The organism is Pseudomonas sp. 1L-B-1-E-C1, from assembly GCF_057291835.1.
Genome location: NZ_JBXAWN010000001.1, coordinates 196,013 through 214,219, shown reverse-complemented (window position 1 = coordinate 214,219; position 18,207 = coordinate 196,013). Strand labels below are relative to the sequence as shown.

The window sequence follows — 18,207 nt, the reverse complement described above, 5'->3', positions numbered from 1 at the left end:
TTCAGGTTTCCAAAAAGGTGGGCAGGATCAAACCAGGCGTGCGCCGCCGTCGATGTTGAGCACGGCGCCGTTCATGAAGGTGTTGCTCATCAGGAACACTGCTGCCGCGCCCGCTTCTGCTGCTGTGCCGAGGCGATGCAGGGGCAGAACCTGCTCAAGAGAAGCGACGAATGCATCCCGCCCCTCGCCCAGTGCCTTGCCCAGAATCGGGGTGTTGATCGGGCCGGGCGACAGCGTATTGACCCGCACCGGTGCCAGCTCCAGAGCCAGGCCGCGAGCCAGTGCTTCCATCGCCGCCGAGGCGGCTGCGAGCACGGCGGTGCCGTAGGCATTCGGGCGATCAGCCAGAGAGCCGGAGATGAAAGTGATCGAGCCGTCTTTTGCCAGCCTGTCGCCGAGAATCCTAATCGCATTGATCGAAGCCCAGATGCGTTCATCGAACGCGCGATGCAGGTAAGCGAGATCTGCCGCACGCACGGTGCCAGCCACAAAAGTGCCGGCGAGCAGAACGAGGTGATCGACCTGAGGGATATCGGCCAGCGCAGTTTCGAGAGCCCGGCTATCGGTCACGTCGGCCGCGCGCCAGCCATCAAGCCCATGCTCGCTGGCGGCTTGCTCGGCACGTGCGGCGTTCGAACCGATGACGATGACCTTGGCGCCGACGGCTTTCGCTTGCACCGCGGCGGCAAGGCCAATGCCGGAAGTGCCGCCGAAAATGACCACGGTTTTGTCGTTGAGGGTGGATGGCAGGTTTTGGCTGATGTTCATGCTGAGTCTCCGTCTGGAACACCTGAGTGGCGTTCGATGGACAAAGACTACGGTTTGGAGGCCACATTGATAATTGGGGCAGAATTCGCTTTACTAGTGCCATGAAGGCACAAATTGGATTGGATCGTTTAACCGGGCTTATCGCCTTTGCACGAGCGGCTTCGCTGGGGAGCTACACGGCTGCCGCTCGGGCATTGTCGGTGTCGCCGTCGGCCATCAGCAAAAGCGTGCAACGACTCGAAGAACATTTCGGCTTGATGCTGTTTACCCGCACCACGCGCTCGCTGGTGCTTACCCCGGAGGGCCGTGATCTCTATGAACGGGCGCTGCGGATTCTGCGCGAAGTCGAAGACATCGATCAGGCTGCCGTCGCTTCCCGCGCCGAGCCTTCGGGGGTGCTGAAAGTCACCGCGCCGTTGCCCATCGGATTGAATATCCTCGCGCCAGCACTGCCGAGGTTTCGCCAGCAATATCCAAATGTGACGATCGATCTGCGGCTCGGCGATCAGTATGCCGACCTCATCGAACAAGGCATCGACGTCGCGGTTCGGGTTGGCAATCTTGCCGACTCGCGTCTCATCTCTCGGCCGCTTGGGCCACATCGAATCGGTGCGTTTGCCTCGCCGGACTATTTGCAGCGCAAGGGTACTCCGCTTACGGCCGAGGATCTCGCCGAGCACGAGTGCGTGAATTTCCGCTATCAAAGCACCGGGCAGAGTTTGCGCTGGCCGTATCTGGCCGGTGACAGACAGTTGGAACTGGCACCCGACGCGGCCCTCACCGTTGATGCCAGCGATGCGGTCGCGGCGGTGCTGGCTGCCGGCGGCGGCATCGGTATTTCGCCGCATTACGTAGCGGCGGCGTATGTTCGTCGGGGCGAACTGGTCCCCATCCTCCCGCAGTTCACCATGGAACGCTTCGCCATCACCGCGTTGTGGCCGGAGAGCCGTCGCGGTAGCCCGAATGTCAAAGCGTTCACGGCATTTCTACTTGAGTTGTTCCCCGCAACGCCGCCCTGGGATGAGGTCATCCAGAAGTACGTAGAGGGTTTTGGTCCGGCCTGACGGCTCATAGCGAACGTTTTGCAATCCACTGCTTGTACTGTCGGGTGCGAAAGAACATCGCCAACTGTTGTGAGCAGTGCTCGTAACCTACTGTCGGAGCGGGCTTGCTCGCGAAAGCGTCCTGCCAGTCGCCATCCATGTTGGCTGTTCTGGCCCCTTCGCGAGCAAGCTCGCTCCCACAGGGTTTTCGGCATGGCTGGGGATTGGTGGCGTGCCAGCACCCGCTGGTTTTCGCCAGTTCGCCAATTCTCATCGTCCCGCCCCCAGTCCATAACCTTTGAACTGACTTTAAACCTGTACGCGTAGGCAGGCCTATCAAGCGCTCACGTTGCCCGAATCACTTATGCACCAGCAGCGACTTGCGCGCTGCCTTGTCCTGCTTCATGGCGGCGATTTCCCGCTCGCACGCTTCGACGTCGAACGACTTGTCCCATTTGGCGATGGCGATGGTGCCGATGCCGTTACCGATCAGGTTGGTCACGGCTCGCGCCTCGTTGAGGAAGCGATCGATGCCCAACAGCAACACCAGGCCAACCAGAGGAATCGAGTGAATGGTGGTGAGTGTGGCCGCCAGCGTTACAAACCCTGCGCCCGCCACACCGGCCGAGCCCTTGGACGTGAGTAGAAATACGCCGAGCAGAATCATCTGATCCATGAAGGTCAGCGGCGTGTTGGTCGCCTGGGCAATGAAAATCGCCGCCATGGTCAGGTAGATGCAGGTGCCGTCTGCGTTGAAGGTGTAGCCCGTCGGCAGGACCATGCCGACCACGGATTTCTTGCAGCCGAGCTTTTCCAGTTTGACCATCATTCGCGGCAGCACCGCTTCGGTCGAGCAGGTGCCCAGGGTGATCAGGATTTCATCCTTGAAGTAGCGCAGAAACTGCATCAGCGGCATGCCCGACCATCGCGCCACCGCACCCAGCACCACAACAATGAAAATCAACGTGGTGATGTACAGCGCGACCAGCAACTGCCCCAGCGACAGCAAAGTGCCGATCCCATATTTGCCGATGGTGAACGCCATGCCGGCACCGGCACCGAGCGGCGCCAGGCGCATGACCATCGCCACGATCTTGAACAGGCCTTGCAGGAACAGATCGATGGTGTTGATCAGCGGCTTGCTGGTTTCGCCCATTTGCACCAAGGCGACGCCCATTAGCACCGACAACAGAATCACCTGCAGCATGACGCCGTTGGAGAAGGCGCCGAGGAAGGTATGCGGAATGATATTGAGGAAAAATTCGACGAGACCGCCCTGCTCGCTCGCCGCCTGGCTGTATTTGTTGACAGCACTGCCATCGAGGGTGCCGGCGTTGATGTTCATGCCGGCGCCGGGCTTGACCACGTTGACTACGATCAGGCCGACCACCAGGGCAATGGTCGAGAGGATTTCGAAGTAGAGCAGCGCTTTCACACCGATGCGCCCGACCTCCTTGATGCTGCCCATCTTGGCGATACCGACCACCACCGTGCCGAAAATGATCGGCGCCAGGAGCATCTTGATCAGCTTGATGAAACCGTCGGCAAACGGCTGCAGCTTGGCGCCGATGTCCGGCACAAAGTATCCGATGGCAGCGCCGATGACGATGCCGATCAGCACTTGCACATAGAGCTGGCTGTACCAGCGCGATTTTGAAGTTTCCACGGAAGCACCTCATTTTATTGTTGTGGTGGGCATGTGGCTTTGGCGTCGAGGATGACGCCTGAAAGTGCGGCCTCGGCAAACGAGGCCGCAGATGAAACTGAATCAGCCCTCGCCCAATTCACGCATGACGGCATACAGCGCAGACTTGGCTTCGAAGCCGACACCCGGGATATCCGGCAGACCGACGTAGCCGTTCTCCACGCGGATACCGTCGGCAAACCCGCCGAATGGCTGGAACACGTCCGGGTACGATTCGTTGCCGCCCAGGTGCAGGCCGGCAGCGATGTTCAGCGACATCTGGTGACCGCCATGCGGCACGACGCGACGCGAAGACCAACCCAGCTCTTCCATCACTTTCAGGGTGCGCATGTACTCGACGAGCCCGTAGGACAGCGCGCAGTCGAATTGCAGGTAGTCGCGGTCAGGGCGCATGCCGCCGTGGCGCAACAGGTTGCGGGCATCCTGGTGAGAGAACAGGTTTTCGCCGGTGGCCATCGGCAGTTCGTAGTGATTGGCCAGCTCGGCCTGAAGCGCGTAATCCAGCGGGTCGCCGACCTCTTCGTACCAGAACAGGTTGTACTTCTTGATCGCTTCGGCATACGCGATACCGGTCTGCAGATCGAAGCGGCCGTTGGCGTCGACCGCCAGACGCTGGCCGTCGCCCACCACCTCCAGCACCGCTTCGATGCGGCGAATATCTTCGTCCAGCGGCACTGCGCCGATCTTCATCTTGACCACGTCGTAGCCACGATCCAGATAGCCCTGCATTTCGGCCTTGAGTTTGCTCTGGTCCTTGCCCGGGTAGTAATAGCCACCCGCCGCATACACCCAGACCTTGTCATCGGCCACGCCATCGCGATAACGATCGGCAAGCAGGCGATACAGCGGTTTGCCTTCGATCTTCGCCACCGCGTCCCACACCGCCATGTCGATGGTGCCGACCGCTACCGAACGCTCGCCATGCCCGCCGGGTTTTTCGTTGGTCATCAGGGTTTTCCAGATGGCGAACGGATCGAGGTTATTGTTCTCATGATCGATCAGGGTTTCCGGGTCGGCTTCGGTGATCCGCGCCAGAAAGCGATCGCGCATCAACGCGCCCTGACCGTAGCGACCGTTGGAGTTAAAGCCGTAACCGATGACCGGTTTGCCGTCGCGAATCACGTCCGTAACGACCGCGACGACCGAGCAGGTCATCTTCGAAAAGTCGATGTAGGCATTGGCGATCGGGGAAGCGATGGAGACGGTTTTTTCACGGATATCGACGATACGCATGACGGGTTCCTCTTGTTGTGGTGGCCCAACGTTATGCTTTGCGACGACACCCGCCCAATGCTATTAATGCCGCGCCCTATGCACAGGAGGCATTGCCCTTGGAACTGGTTTGGCTTGAGGATTTTTCCGCGCTGGCCGAGTACGGCAGCTTTGTCCGGGCCGCTGAAGCGCGCCACGTGACGCAGCCGGCGTTCAGTCGCCGAGTACGTTCGCTGGAGAACTGGATGGGCGTGGAATTGTTCGTGCGCACCCCGCAAGGCGCGACATTGACCGAAGCGGGCAGGCAGATTTTGCCCAGTGCCCAGGAAGCGGCCAGGCGTCTGTACCGCATGCGTTCCGAAGCACAGGAAGTGGCGGGCATGGCCGCGAAAACCTTGCAGTTTGCGGCCACTCATTCGCTGTCATTCACCTTCTTCCCGCGCTGGTTGCGCAGTGCCGAAAGGGGTGCGCCGATCGATGCGGTTCGCCTGCATTCCGACAGCATGGCCGTGTGCGAACAGATGCTGATCCATGGCCAGGTGCAGTTCCTGCTGTGCCATCGCCACCCCGACGTACCGCCGTTGCTGGCGCCTGATCAATTCATTGGCAAGAAGGTCGGCGAGGATGTACTCATGCCGCTGGCGAGCGCTTCGGCGCAATTTGGCACTTCGCCCGAAACCCTGCCCTATCTGGCCTACACCCACGAATCCGGTCTGGGTCGAATCGTCGCCCACAGGCTGCACGGCAAGGCCGATTATCTGCACTTGAAACCGCTGTTCAGCAGCCATCTGGCCGCAGTACTGATGTCGATGGCGCTGGAAAGCAAAGGCGTCGCCTGGCTGCCGAAAAGTCTGACCGAACAGGAAATGGCCGATGGGCGTCTGGTCAGGGCACTGGATGAAAGCTGGGATATTCCATTGGAAATTCATCTGACTCGCCCGACGGCTCCGATCAGTCATTCGGCGGAGGAATTCTGGGCGAAGCTGGGGGAGTGATCTGACCGGGCTGAAGCGCGATGGCGGTGCGCAGGCGAAATGTTGTGTCTGGGTACGACTGGGTTACGGCGGCGCGGCAGCCCCTCACCCCAGCCCTCTCCCGAGGGAGAGGGAGCCGATTTGGGTGCTGTTCAAAACCTGAGTTCGGCTCGGTATTTCAGGTTCGCGTATCTTTACTAACACCTCGGTCAGTCCCCTCTCCCTCCGGGAGAGGGTTAGGGTGAGGGGCTTTTGGCCTTTGACTCGATTCATGCCACCGTGAGCCCAGTCGATTGCTCCGAAACCACCCAAAGTCGCTCTGCCGACTCGGCGTCGGCCGCCCATTGCGCCACACCCTTGCGGCCTGTTTCAGGGTCATTGATCGGCGCAACATTGCAGTCTTCGCAATACACACCACCCAAATCCGCAAGCACTGCACTGGTCGCACACCACAACCCGGTAGCGGCGCCCTGCTCGACAGTTTTCAAACCGTTGTGCGCATCCAGCCGTGGCCGACCCTGTTCATCCAGCGCATCGAATGCGGCGAGTTCAGCCGTGCTCAAGTGCCGTGCCAGATCCGTCAGAATCTGCCCCGGATGCAATGAGAACGCGCGAACGCCATCGCTACGTCCACGCTGATCGAGTGCGATGGCAAACAAGGCATTGGCGGTTTTCGACTGGCCATAAGCGAGCCATTTGTCATACGGGCGCTGCAAGAAATCGATGTCGTCAAACTCCACCCCGGCAATCTGATGCCCGCGTGAAGACACCGACAGCACCCGCGCCTGCCCAGCCTTGACCAGCACCGGCCAGAGGCCGCAGGTCAGGCGATAGTGGCCCAAATGATTGGTCGCAAACTGGCTCTCGTGGCCATTGGCATCGCGCAGCAACGGTGCGGCCATGACCCCGGCGCAGTTGATCAGCAACGACACTGGCTGGCCCGCGCTGACCAGACTTCGGCTGAACCTCGCCACCGACTCGGCCTGCATCAGATCCATGGGCATTACCCTGACGCCGTCAATCCCGGTCAACGCCGCCTCGGCCCGCGCGGTATCTCTGGCCGGCACAATGACCTGCGCCCCGGCCGCAGCGAGGCTTTTCACCGTCAGCAGACCCAAGCCGGAATAACCGCCCGTGACCACGACGAGTTGCCCGCGCAGGTCGATGCCGGCCATGACTTCGGCCGCTGTGCTGGCGGCGTTGAACGGTGATTGCACAGGTAGTTGAAGGGTGGCCATGGGGCGTAATCCTGAGTGAGCTATCGAAGGCCTTCATTCTTGGCTAAGCTCTGCGGACGAACCAGTCTGATAAATCCAGGTTTCTGTCGTGATCATCCAAAATCCTGCTGGCGATCCACTCTCTGCTGTATTGGCGCTCTCTGAACTGCGCGCAGCCTGTTCGGTTCGTTTGCAGGCGGGTGGCATCTGGGCGCTGCGTTTCCAACCCATCGAACTGAAATTCAACGTCGTGCGACGAGGCGAATGCTGGCTGCGCATGCAGGGCATGCCGGCGCAGTTGCTGCAGGCCGGCGACTGTTTTGTGGTATCGCGCGCGCCGTTCATTCTCGCCAGCGGCGTCGATGTCGAAGCGGTGAATGCAGCGGAGGTTTTCGCCCATGACGGTGCCTCGGCGACATTTGGCGTCGGCGACGACGTCGAGCTGCTGGGCGGTAGCGTGTCGCTATCGGGGCCCGGCGCAACCGAGCTGCTCGATGTGCTGCCAACCTCGCTGATCATTCGCGCCGAGACCGCAGGTGCTTCGTCGTTCGGCTGGCTGCTCGATGAACTGGGCCGCGAATGGCCTTCGCAGCAGGCCGGCTCGCAGGCAATGTGCAACGACCTGCTGCGGCTGATCTTTATCCATGCGCTGCGCCATCACATCAACAGCGCCGATGCCGAACAACTGGCCTGGCTCGGTGGAATGCGAGAGCCGGCGATTGCCGGCGTATTGCGCGCCATTCACGCTGCTCCGGAACAACTCTGGCGCCTGACGCAAATGGCCGAGATGGCCTGCATGTCGCGATCGGGTTTCGCTGCGCTGTTCAAGACACGCATGGGCCTGGCACCGGTCGAATACGCCACACGCTGGCGGATGCGCGTGGCCGCGTTTCGCTTGCGCAATGGTCGGGACAATGTGGCGACGGTCGCCGCTTCGCTGGGCTATCTGTCCGACGCGGCTTTTGGCGCTGCCTTTCGCCGCGTTCATGGAAGATCGCCGGGGCAATACCGCCGCGATCCGTCGCTATAGAACAAGCGCCGGTTGATCGAGGTTATGATCGCGACAACCGCCGCCAAGGATATGCCTGCCATGAAGACCCGCCCTTCCCCCGCGCCATTGCTCAAGCCCGGCGAAACCGTGGTGCTGTTCGACGGTGTGTGCAAGCTCTGCAACGGCTGGGCGCGCTTTCTGATACGCCATGATCGCCAGCGACGTGTACGGCTGGCGGCGGTGCAATCGCCCGAGGGCCAAGCGTTGCTGGCGTGGGCCGGTTTGCCGCTGGATGAGTTCGACACCATGGCGGTGATTCGCGACCGGCATTACTGGGAGCGTTCCGATGCGTTTCTGGAAGTGGTCGGGCAATTGCCAGGGCGCTGGCAGCCGCTGAAACTGCTGCGGATATTCCCGGGCCGGCTGCGCGACTGGGCTTATGATCGCATTGCCCTGAATCGCTATCGGCTGTTCGGTAAATACGACACTTGCCTGCTACCAACAGCGGATCACGAAAGTCGTTTTCTAAAGGCCCACGGCTGATCCGATCAGTTGCAGCGGGGTCATCTTCGTCACCATCATCAGCACGATGACAAACATCCCGGCGAACCCGGCAATGCCCATCCAGAACCACCAGCGGTACGTGCTCGCGTAGCGATCATCCAGAGCCAGGCCACCCTCGCCCGCGCTCATTGCCATACTCTGCAAACGCTTTTGCAACACCAGCACCGGCAGCCACAACGCGCCCACACAGAAGAAAATGATCAGCGAAGTCAGCAGCCACTCCATGCTCATCGACAGCCCGGAAAGCCGCATCAGCAGATAGCCGGTGATGACCTGGACAAACCCGGCAGGCGTGGTGATCCACGTGTCAAAGCGCACCACCATCCGTGCGACATGGGCGATCACTTGCGGGTTGCCGGTGCGGCTGGCGGCGATCAGGTAGAGGTAGGAGCCCATGCCGAAACCAAAGAGGAAAATCGCCGCGATTACATGCAGGTACTTCAGGCAGAGATAGAGCATCTCAACGCTGCCCTTCGGCGAACTGCACCGACAGGCTCAGATTGGCCGGATCGTTGATCGCCGCCAGATATTCCTCGACGCTGATCTCGCCAACACAGGGTCGTGCGCCAGATTGCGGCACGTAACCCCGGGCCATTTTGCTCGCGAGGGCGACGGCGGCGCAGCTGGGGATTTCCGGGCCTTTGTCATTCAACGCGGTGAGTTGCGCGGTCATGCTCAGCGGCTGGCCATCGACAGCGATGCCGCGGACATCGATGTACATCGCGCTCTTGCCATCGCCGAAGCGTTCAAACCACGTGCCCAATCGATGCAGGCGCGCCGCCCAGCGCTGATGATCGCGCACCACACCGAAGCGCAAAGCCTGCGCCAGCAAGGCGTTGGCAACGCCGCCGAGTTTCAGGCCGGCGCCGGCCTTGAAGCGCAGCGTCTGCGCTCCATAGCGGCGGGCGAAAATATCCATGTCCGGCACATCGACGTTGGCCAGCACCCGCGTGCCCAGTTGCGGCATCGTGCGCAAGGTCAGATCGAGCCAGCCCAATACTTCGTGAACCTGGCCATTCTTCAATTGCCTGATCGGTTTGCCAGCGTAGGCGAGCACGCCCTCGACCGTGGACAGCCCCGGCATCTTCGCCGAGGAAGAAATGCCGTGCTCGATCGAATCGATTCGGGCAAAGCGCTGACGTTGCTGATCGATGATTGCCGAAGACAGGGTCGGCACCGAACTGCAACCGCTGAGCAGCGCCACACCAGCCTCCTTGGCGCGGGCGTCGAGTACATCAATGCCGTTGACGAAGGTGCGGCAGTCAGCCAGATCACAGTAATTGACCCCGGCGTCGATGCAGCTTTCAGCAACGGCGTAGGACTGCCCCTGAAACGGTCCACCGGTGTGCACCACCAACTGAATATTCAGCTCGCGTAACGCCGCTTGAAACTCCGCGCCCAGCGCATCGCCGCACCAGCCTTGGCACGGACGGCCCGATTGCGCCTGCAGCTCAGCGACCTTGCGCTGCAACTTGCGCGCATCGCGGCCGGACAACACCAACTCAATCTCTGGCATCTGCGCCAGATGCCGACAAACGATGCTGCCAAAATTGCCGTAACCACCGACGACCATCACCCTGAATGCCATTGCCCTGTCCCTGTTCCAGCCTAAACATGTGGCGCAGAGGATATAGGCCGCAGCGGCACTCAGAAATTTATTTTGAAACCCAGCATTGCGTCATAACCATGGCTGTCGCCATCAAAGCCCTGCCGATAACCGGCCGACGCGGTAAATGTCGTGCGTTGGTTGGCCTGATAATCGACCCCGACATTGACCTCGCCCCACGTGCCCTGAATGTCCGACTCGAACGGGATGTAACCTGATTCGGAGGAAAACTCGGTCTTTGGCTGGCCCTTGAATTCATGCCAGACGCTGGGCCGAATCCACGCGTTGGTACGCCGCGCGCTCTTGTCGACGCCCTCGGTTTCCCAATCCCTGGCAATGCGCACGCCGGCGCGGCCGACCAGCGAATCGACGTCCTTGAAACGCACCTTGGCGCCGGCGTCGTCGCTGCTGTCCAGATCGACGTAGCTGTAGATCGCCTGCAATTGCGGCTCGACGTACCAGTCTTTGTCGAACTCATAGGGATAGCCGTTTTCCAGCGAGGCGGTATAGCCCCAGCCACGGGTTTTCAGTTTCGCCAGGTCGTTGGGTTTGGCTTCAATGTCGAAGCGGTTGACCTGCACCACGCCGTCCAGATACCAGCCGGACGGGCCGAAGTGCGTCCAGTAGGCGCCGACACCATACGCGCGCAGTGTGTCTTCGCCGGCGGCGCGGCGTGTGTAATGGCTGACGCCGGCATTGATGGTGCCCGCCGACAGCGACAGGCCCGCCTGTTCGTGACTGCCGTCAGGGCGGACTTTGCGATAGAGGTCGGTGCCGATCTGAAACGCGGTCAGGTCGTAGTTGTACTCCGGGGTGTTGCCCAAGGCATTTTTGCGATCGCCGTCCTGTTTGCCGCTGCGATAGATCACCCGGCCCCAGCCCATCGATGGCGCCAGTGTCGACTCATCTTGTTTGGGCAACGGCTCGCCACGGTTCAGGCGTTCTTCGCCAACCCGTTCGTGAAGTGTGTCGACCATGGTCCGGCCGTAAACCAGCGCCAGCGCGGGCACGGCGCCGTAGAGCGAGACTTCGGGACGGTAGTTGGGCACCGGCGCCGGGCCAGGATCGGGCGCTGGATCAGGGCCCGGACCGGGTGGACCAGGCGGAACCGGTGGGCTCGGCGGCGTCAGCGCATCCGATCGCAAGAACCAGGTGTCGCGGGCGCTACCATCCTCGGCGCCTTGTTGCAGGCGATATTCATAGGGTCCGGCGACCACGCGCCGGGCGAGGCGGAAGGCGTTGGCGTCGCTCGCGGCTGCGGTTTTATTCAGCAACTCGACCACGGCAATGCCATTGCCCTGAGTCAGATCGCCCTGCCCGCCGACATTGCGCACGACGACACCGGTGCCGCCGCCGCTGGCGGTTGCCGTCGAGTCCACCACCAGCATGTCGGACAGGCTATTGGTCCCGCCGCCATTGAGCGTGGTGTTGAGCAGCACGCGCCCGCCGTTCGAGACAAATACCCCGCCGCCATCGGTGCCAGCGCTGTCGGCGCCGCTGATCAGCAAGACATTGCCAACCGTGTTGCCGCCCGCCGCCAGATCCAGCGTGCCGCTGTTGCTGAAACGACTGACGCCGAGTATCTGTCCCTGCACCGCGCCGCCCGGTGTCGGCGTGTTGGCGGTTTGCCCCAACGGCAGATAAGCCCCGCTGCTGCTGAAGTTGACGATGCCGCTCGCCGGTTGCGCCGCCAGTTGAATCAGGCCGCTGTTGTCGATGCTGCTGGAGCCGGCCGTGCCGAGGTTGCTCACGGCGACGTTCCAGCTGTCGCGAGTGCCACTGCCGGTGCTGTCGAAGAAGTCGCGCAGAATCCACGTGCCGCTGTTGGTGATGGTGCTGCTGGCGCTGACGGCACTCACCGAGCCGGTGATCTGACCCGTGTTGTTCAGCGCGAAGGTGCTGCCAGGCGTGGTCGCATCGGCGCGCACCGCCGAATCGCTGAGTGCGCCGATGGCTCCGGCGTTGTTCAGGGTTTGCGTGGCGCCGCCCAGGGCGACCCCGCTACTGTCGGCCCAGCCACCTTGCAGGCTCGCACTGTTGCTGACGCTGACGTTGCCGCCCTCGGTCAGCGCATCAATGGCCGAGGAGCCGGTCCCGCGTGCGCTGATCGCGCCGCTGTTGCTCACCGTCACATCCGCCGCGCCGCTGGCCTGGGCGACAATGCCCTGACTGTTGCTAGCCCCGAGCGTCTGGATCGTCCCGGTGTTGACGATGTTCTGTGCGCCACTGACCGACAGCGTGCGAATGCCACGCTGCTGATCGCCACGCGCGACCAGTTCACCGCTGTTGCGGAGATTGATCGTGCCGAGGCCGCTGCCGCCGTTGAAGGCGTTACCGGCGAGCAGCGCCGCGCCCGCGCCGTTGACGTCGATCAGCGGGCCGGTGAAGCGGATGCCGACATCGCCACCGAGGGTCAGCGCCTGGATTCCGAAGGCGCCGATGCCACTACCATCGCCCGTTCCAGCGTCCGAATGGGTGATGATCGTGCCGCCAGCGTCGACATTCACTGTGCCGGTGGGCGACTGCGTCGAGGCGTAGATGCCGTTGCCATTGCTGTGCAAGGTTTCGATGCGATCGCCGCGATAGTTGACCTGCACGTTGCCGCCGGTCGAGTCCACACGGATGCCGCCTGCGCCGAAGCCGCTGGCGAACAGATCGCCGGAATAGTCGATCAGAACGTTATTGCGCTCGGCGCTGACGATGATGGCGTAGGCGCGGGTGGTGTTGGGGCTGCCGAAAACGTTGATATTGCCGCTACCGGTGACGCTGGCATCGCCTGTCCCACGCTTGATGATGTAGATCGCCCGCGAGCCGGCAGTATTGGTCGTGCTGCCAACGTTGAGTTCGGCGTTGTTTTCGACACTGATCGAACCGGTCGCGCCGACGTTGTCATTGGCATAGATGCCGTGAGCAGCGCCGCCAGTGGTGGTGATCGCGCCGTTATTGACGATGGCGATGCTGCCCACCGTCGAGAACGAACGAATGCCGAATCCGTTCAAGCCATTGGTGCTGATCGTCCCGTTATTCGTCAGGCTGGTGTTGCCGCTGCCGCCCTCGGTGAAGATCCCGAAAGCGTTCATGCCGACACTCTGCACATTGGCGGCGCTGACCACGGTAGTGTTGCCACTGACCGCGCGGGTGTGCACGCCGGCGTGGTTGCCGATGCCAGCGGTCGGCAAGGTTTCATCACCGATCGGCGGGCCAGCGGATAGCGCATCGTCGTTGTTGACCAGAATGCTCACCCCGGCGCCGACATTGACGTTGGTCTCGCCAGTGCCAGTGGCCTTGGTCCAGATGCCGTTGCCACCGAGCAAGGTGATCTGACCGCTGCCCTGATGGTTAACGTTGATCGCCCCGCCGCCGCTGCCATTGATGTCGATGCCGTCGTGCTCGTTGCCGACCACGGTGTTGAGGATATTCAGCGTGGTGCCGGGGGTGACCGAGAACGTCGACGAACCTGTGCCGGCGTTGGTGATAGCCAAAGCGTCCAGCCCGTTGCCACCGACGTTGACCGTGTTGCTGCCGCCATCGAGCGTCAGGCTGGCATTGCCGCTGCTGCCGATCACGTTGGCGAACACGGCATTCGCCGCCGTCGGCGGTGTGCTGTTGATCGTGGTACCGCTGAGGCTCAGCGTCGAGTTGGCGTTGTTGCCTCTGCTCAACAGCGAAGAACCAGCGGTCGTAGTTATGGTCGTGCCGGGTTGGGTGGCGATGGACGCGTCGACGCCGGCAGCGGGAAGGCAGGTTTGCGAAACGCTATAAGCCCCGGCCGCCAGCGGCCCGCAAGCGGCCTGTGCGTCACTCAACAGCAGGGCATTGGTCATGGCGACCAGCAAGGCGCTGCGCATGAAGTGCGGGGCGCCATGCCCATGAAAACCGTCCATTGAAAACCTCCCTGTCTCACGCTGAATGCCTGCGCAAACTGTAGGAGCGAGCCTGCTCGCGAAAGCGGGGTGTCAGTTTCAAATGATGGTGCCTGACACTGCGTTTTCGCGAGCAGGCTCGCTCCCACAGGAACGTGCGCTGTCTGCGCTAACAACTCTAGTCGGTATTTTCAAGTGAGCGCCTCCGGGCAAAAAGAATGAACCCAACGCCCCTCTCGTCGCCTAACGCACAGACCATCAGGAGTTAAGCCTATGCAAATCGAAACCGTGTGGATCGTATTAGCGATCATTCTCGTGCTGATCGAGCTTTGGGCCATCAACCGGGTGCGCAAAAGCCAGGGGAAATCCAGCAGCAAAGGCGTGTGGATCGTGCTGATCGTGTTCGTGCCGCTGTTCGGCCTGATCGCCTGGGCACTGGCGGGACCCAAGCATGTCGGGCGGATTTCGCCTTCACAGGCCAACCGCTGAAGCACCCGCGCAGGCCTGTCGCAAGCATCGTCCAGAGCCCGGCATTTGCTGGGCTTGTTATATGCAATGTCCGCCGGGAAGTTTTCTTGCAGGTTGCACGAAGGCGTTGTGCCTTCTTTTAAGCCAGCCCTTTGTTTATGCGGGTTGCGCTCAATCGGCGAGTTGGCATGAGTCATGCGATAGCCTCTCCCTGAATACACAGCAGCGCGAAAAAAAGAACGCTGTGTTCAATCCGTGAAAAGCAGAGGCGACAAAAAATGAATGCCATCGACCTTCTCAAAGCCGACCATGAAAAAGTAAAAGCCATCCTCAGCCAACTGAGTGAATCCACCGACCGCGCGCTGAAAAAACGCGTCGAGTTGCTGGGCAAACTGGAAATGGAAATCACCATCCATACCCGCCTGGAAGAAGAGATCCTGTATCCCGCGTTCAAGGAAGCCGGCAGCAAGGAAGAAGACATCATGTACTACGAAGCCAAGGAAGAGCACCGCACCGTGGATTCGCTGGTACTGCCTGATCTGAAAGAAACCGATCCAGGCACCCCGGAATTTGCCGGCCGGGTCAAAGTGGTCAAGGAGCTGCTGGAACACCACATCGAAGAGGAAGAAGAGGAAATGTTCCCGAAAGCGCAAAAGCTGCTGGGCAAAGCCAAGCTCGAGGAACTGGGCGCGCAAATGGAAGCCTTGAAGGCAAGCCACAAAAAGGAAATGGCAGCCAATAACATCGCCGCTTAAAGCGCGGAAGACACCGAAGCCCGGCATCGATGCCGGGCTTTTTTTGTGCCGCCGACACTGGATTTCCTGTGTGGGCGCAATCCCGAGCAAACCACAAACCCTGTAGGAGTGAGCCTGCTCGCGATAGCGTCAGGTCAACCAGAGCATATACGACTGACACTCTGCTTTCGCGAGCAAGCTCGCTCCCACAATTGGATTTGTGGTGCTCGGAATTTTCTGAGCAAAACACAAACCCTGTAGGAGTGAGCTTGCTCGCGATCGCGTCAGGTCAGCCAGAGCATCTATGACTGACACTCTGCTTTCGCGAGCAAGCTCGCTCCCACATTGGAGTTACGGTGTTCAGGATTTTCTGAGCAAACCATGAACCCTGTGGGAGTGAGCTTGCTCACGAAGGCGTCAGGTCAGGCAACCAAGCGGTGACTGAAACTCCGCTTTCGCGAGCAGGCTCACTCCTACAGGGGCGGTGGTGGCACTGAGAGTTGTGGTGTTCAAACGGCCCAAGGTGGCGCCGGATCGAATTTCGCTTCGATCCATTCCTTGAACGCCACCACCGCCGCCGCCGGAAACCGTGATGACGGTCTGACCAGATAAACGCCGCCCGCCGCATCCAGCTGCCAGTCGGGCAGCACCTGGATCAACCGCCCAGCCGCCAGGTCGCGGCTCATCAGCCAGTCGCCAGCGCCGAGTATGCCGGCGTCGGCGCGGGCGGCGGCGAGCAGGGATTCGCTGTCGCTGGCGGTCAGATTGCCGCGAGGTGTGATGGTCTGCAGTTCATTGCCGCGATGCAGGCGCCACAACGGGAACGACGCCAGCCCGCTGAAGCGCAGGCAGTTATGCTGCAGCAGATCCTGCGGGGTTTGCGGCATGCCGTGCGCGTCGATGTAGGCCGGCGATGCGCAAAGAATCCGCCGATGGTCGCTGAGCTTTTTCGCGATCAGCCGATTGTCGTCCAGTTCGCCGATGCGGATGGCCGCATCAAAGCTCTGCTCGATGATGTCGACGAGGCCTTCGCTGTAATCGGCGATTACCGAAACGTGCGGATGGGCCTTGAGAAATTCCGGCAGCAGCGGCCCCAGCCACAAGCGCCCCATCGCCGCCGGCAAGGCCAGGCGCAACGTGCCGCGCACTTCGCTGGCGCCCTGCACCGCTTGTTGCTGCGCCTCGTTCATCAGCTCGACGGCTGCGCGCAGGCGCTGTTCGAGTTGCAGGCCGGCCTCGGTGATGCGCACATGTCGGGTCGAGCGCTCGACCAGCCGCACGCCCAAACGCTTTTCCATCGCGGCAAGTCGCTTGGACACGATGGTCGGATGGCGTTGCAACAAACGGCCCGCCGCGACAAACGAGCCTTGCCCGGCGACGGCCAGAAAAGCAGCAATCTCATCGCTATGCGGATTGCTCAGAACATCCAGATTCATGGTTTTAGAATGATCGCCCCTGATGATCGCCCCGACTCGAAATCGGCGTGCGCTCGCGCCGCATCGGCCGATGGATAACGCGCACGGATCTGCGGCGTGATGATACTGGCGGCAACAGCGGCCAACACATCTTGCGCACGTTCCTGATATTCCGCAGTTGTGGCTGTGTGTGCGGCCAGCGATGGACGGGTCAGGAACAGCGAGCCCTTGGCGTTGAGCGTGGCCATCTCCACCGCTGCCGGCGCGCCGGTCTGTGCGCCGAACGAGACCATCAGCCCACGTGGACGCAAGCTGTCCAGCGACGCCTGAAAAGACACCCGGCCAATCGGGTCATACACCACGTCGACCTTGCGCCCCTCGGTGATACGCAACACATCGGCGGCGAGGGTCTCGGCATTGAACACCAGCACTTCGTCACAGCCCGACGCGCGAGCGTTGTCGACACTGGCCGGCTTCGACACCACGCCGATCACCGTTGCGCCAAGGTGCTTGGCCCACGGCACCATGATTTCCCCCAGCCCTCCCGCGACGCCATATAGCAGCATCGTCGTGCCCGGCCTGACCGGGTAAGTCGCTTTCAGCAGGTACTGCGCGGTGATGCCTTTGAACAGCACCGCCGCCGCGTCTTCGAACGATAGCTCATCGGGGATTTTCACCAGACGCTCTGCCGGAAACAGCCGCGCCGAGGCGTAACCGCCCAAAGGACCGGTAGCGTAAGCGACCCGATCCCCCACGCGGACATTGCCCACACCTGCACCGACAACCGCGACCCGGCCCGCGCCCTCCAGACCCAGCCCCGACGGCAACGCCACCTGCACCGCCCCTTTGCGTTGGCTGACGTCGAGGTAATTGACGCCCACCGCCTCTTGCTCCAGCCAGACTTCGCCGGGTCCGGGGGCTTGCTCGCTGACCGTTTGCAGTTGCAACACATCCGGAGCGCCCGTTTCGGTGAAGCGAATTGCGTTGACCATGTAAATCTCCGTTCAGTCGTTAACCATTGAACTCAGTGTGAAAGCGCAGGTTTCGACGAACAAGCCGGATTGAATGCAGTTCATTGCTGCACCTGATGCAGCTATCCGAGCAAAAAGAGGAGCGGCGCTAAAGCCACTCCCCAATGAAACGCTAATCGAACGCGCCGTTGAGCACCTCATAGATCAGCCCGGTGGCCAGCGCAACGAGAATCAGGTCGGTGCCCACCTGCTGCCATTCGTAGCCGTCATAGTGAGGCAAATGGCCGAGCAGCCGCCCGTCCAGCTTTTTGGCGATGCCCGGTGGCAGCGGCTTGCCCCGCGCCAGATTTTTTTGAATGCCCGGCGGCAGCGGCGGCCCCGGATTCCAGTATTCGCCGCGATAGCCGCCGATGATGCCGAGAATGTTGCCCCGGTCAACGCTCGGATCGCCGCCGCGATTGCCCGAGGATTGCTGGCCCTTGTTGCCATTGCCTTGGCCGCCCCCGCCCTGTTTGCCGTGATCCTGCACGTTCTGCGGTTTACCTTTGCCGTTGCCTTGGCCGCCTTGGCCCTTGCCATTGCCGGGGTCGGCCAGCGCCGTCGTGCTGCCCACTATCAGCGCGAGGCAGGATAACGCGGCAATCAATCTGCGAGCTTTTCTCATGACGGTTCCTTC

At 61.4% G+C, this 18,207-nt stretch carries 16 protein-coding genes; 6 read left to right on the top strand and 10 right to left on the bottom strand.

What is annotated here, in order from left to right:
- Window positions 1-27: 27 nt before the first annotated feature.
- Window positions 28-768 carry an SDR family oxidoreductase gene (locus AC0Z4S_RS00835; RefSeq protein WP_485621668.1) on the bottom strand — a complete coding sequence of 247 codons (741 nt, stop codon included), beginning with the start codon at window positions 766-768 and terminating at the stop codon, window positions 28-30.
- Between the two features lie 101 nt (window positions 769-869).
- Between AC0Z4S_RS00835 and AC0Z4S_RS00830 the strand changes: the two genes are divergently transcribed.
- A complete protein-coding gene (locus tag AC0Z4S_RS00830) occupies window positions 870-1,832 on the top strand; it encodes a LysR family transcriptional regulator (protein ID WP_485621667.1) in 963 nt (320 codons plus the stop codon).
- A 337-nt stretch (window positions 1,833-2,169) separates the two neighbouring features.
- Here the strand turns inward: AC0Z4S_RS00830 and dctA are convergent, their stop codons facing one another.
- Window positions 2,170-3,477, bottom strand: a complete 1,308-nt coding sequence (dctA, locus tag AC0Z4S_RS00825; protein WP_485621666.1) for a C4-dicarboxylate transporter DctA — start codon at window positions 3,475-3,477, stop codon at window positions 2,170-2,172.
- A 102-nt stretch (window positions 3,478-3,579) separates the two neighbouring features.
- Window positions 3,580-4,749: a mandelate racemase/muconate lactonizing enzyme family protein gene (locus AC0Z4S_RS00820; RefSeq protein ID WP_471879330.1), complete on the bottom strand. Its 1,170-nt coding sequence runs from the start codon at window positions 4,747-4,749 to the stop codon at window positions 3,580-3,582.
- Between the two features lie 98 nt (window positions 4,750-4,847).
- Between AC0Z4S_RS00820 and AC0Z4S_RS00815 the strand changes: the two genes are divergently transcribed.
- Window positions 4,848-5,723, top strand: coding sequence for a LysR family transcriptional regulator (locus AC0Z4S_RS00815; protein WP_083353024.1), 876 nt, complete (start codon window positions 4,848-4,850; stop codon window positions 5,721-5,723).
- A 248-nt stretch (window positions 5,724-5,971) separates the two neighbouring features.
- Here AC0Z4S_RS00815 and AC0Z4S_RS00810 read toward each other — a convergent pair whose 3' ends face one another.
- Window positions 5,972-6,940 (bottom strand): oxidoreductase, encoded by a 969-nt coding sequence (locus AC0Z4S_RS00810; RefSeq protein WP_485621665.1) that lies wholly within the window; start codon window positions 6,938-6,940, stop codon window positions 5,972-5,974.
- 88 nt (window positions 6,941-7,028) lie between these two features.
- Between AC0Z4S_RS00810 and AC0Z4S_RS00805 the strand changes: the two genes are divergently transcribed.
- Complete coding sequence (locus AC0Z4S_RS00805; RefSeq protein ID WP_485621664.1) at window positions 7,029-7,949, top strand: AraC family transcriptional regulator; 921 nt, start codon at window positions 7,029-7,031, stop codon at window positions 7,947-7,949.
- 51 nt (window positions 7,950-8,000) lie between these two features.
- The gene (locus AC0Z4S_RS00800) at window positions 8,001-8,453 is read left to right on the top strand and encodes a thiol-disulfide oxidoreductase DCC family protein (RefSeq protein WP_485622085.1); all 453 of its coding nucleotides are present in this window, start codon (window positions 8,001-8,003) and stop codon (window positions 8,451-8,453) included.
- Here AC0Z4S_RS00800 and AC0Z4S_RS00795 read toward each other — a convergent pair.
- The 3 genes from AC0Z4S_RS00795 to AC0Z4S_RS00785 are packed head-to-tail and all read right to left on the bottom strand — an operon-like array spanning window position 8,436 to window position 13,964.
- On the bottom strand, window positions 8,436-8,933 hold the full coding sequence (locus AC0Z4S_RS00795) for a DUF2269 family protein (RefSeq protein ID WP_485621663.1): 498 nt from the start codon (window positions 8,931-8,933) through the stop codon (window positions 8,436-8,438). The genes AC0Z4S_RS00800 and AC0Z4S_RS00795 overlap by 18 nt on opposite strands.
- Before the next feature lies 1 nt (window position 8,934).
- Window positions 8,935-10,062, bottom strand: a complete 1,128-nt coding sequence (locus AC0Z4S_RS00790) for a saccharopine dehydrogenase family protein (protein ID WP_485621662.1) — start codon at window positions 10,060-10,062, stop codon at window positions 8,935-8,937.
- Window positions 10,063-10,121: 59 nt separating this feature from the next.
- Window positions 10,122-13,964, bottom strand: a complete 3,843-nt coding sequence (locus tag AC0Z4S_RS00785) for an autotransporter outer membrane beta-barrel domain-containing protein (protein WP_485621661.1) — start codon at window positions 13,962-13,964, stop codon at window positions 10,122-10,124.
- 252 nt (window positions 13,965-14,216) lie between these two features.
- Here AC0Z4S_RS00785 and AC0Z4S_RS00780 point away from each other — a divergent pair, with 252 nt between their 5' ends.
- Window positions 14,217-14,432 carry a PLDc N-terminal domain-containing protein gene (locus AC0Z4S_RS00780; protein ID WP_485621660.1) on the top strand — a complete coding sequence of 72 codons (216 nt, stop codon included), beginning with the start codon at window positions 14,217-14,219 and terminating at the stop codon, window positions 14,430-14,432.
- A 257-nt stretch (window positions 14,433-14,689) separates the two neighbouring features.
- Window positions 14,690-15,166, top strand: coding sequence for a PA2171 family ribosome-binding persister protein (locus AC0Z4S_RS00775; RefSeq protein WP_227974277.1), 477 nt, complete (start codon window positions 14,690-14,692; stop codon window positions 15,164-15,166).
- A 488-nt stretch (window positions 15,167-15,654) separates the two neighbouring features.
- Here the strand turns inward: AC0Z4S_RS00775 and AC0Z4S_RS00770 are convergent, their stop codons facing one another.
- From AC0Z4S_RS00770 to AC0Z4S_RS00760, 3 genes are all read right to left on the bottom strand, one after another.
- The gene (locus AC0Z4S_RS00770; RefSeq protein WP_485621659.1) at window positions 15,655-16,581 is read right to left on the bottom strand and encodes a LysR family transcriptional regulator; all 927 of its coding nucleotides are present in this window, start codon (window positions 16,579-16,581) and stop codon (window positions 15,655-15,657) included.
- A complete protein-coding gene (locus AC0Z4S_RS00765; protein WP_485621658.1) occupies window positions 16,578-17,552 on the bottom strand; it encodes a quinone oxidoreductase family protein in 975 nt (324 codons plus the stop codon). Before AC0Z4S_RS00765 ends, AC0Z4S_RS00770 begins: the two co-directional genes overlap by 4 nt.
- A gap of 151 nt (window positions 17,553-17,703) precedes the next feature.
- On the bottom strand, window positions 17,704-18,195 hold the full coding sequence (locus AC0Z4S_RS00760; RefSeq protein WP_485621657.1) for an anti-virulence regulator CigR family protein: 492 nt from the start codon (window positions 18,193-18,195) through the stop codon (window positions 17,704-17,706).
- Between the last annotated feature and the right edge of the window lie 12 nt (window positions 18,196-18,207).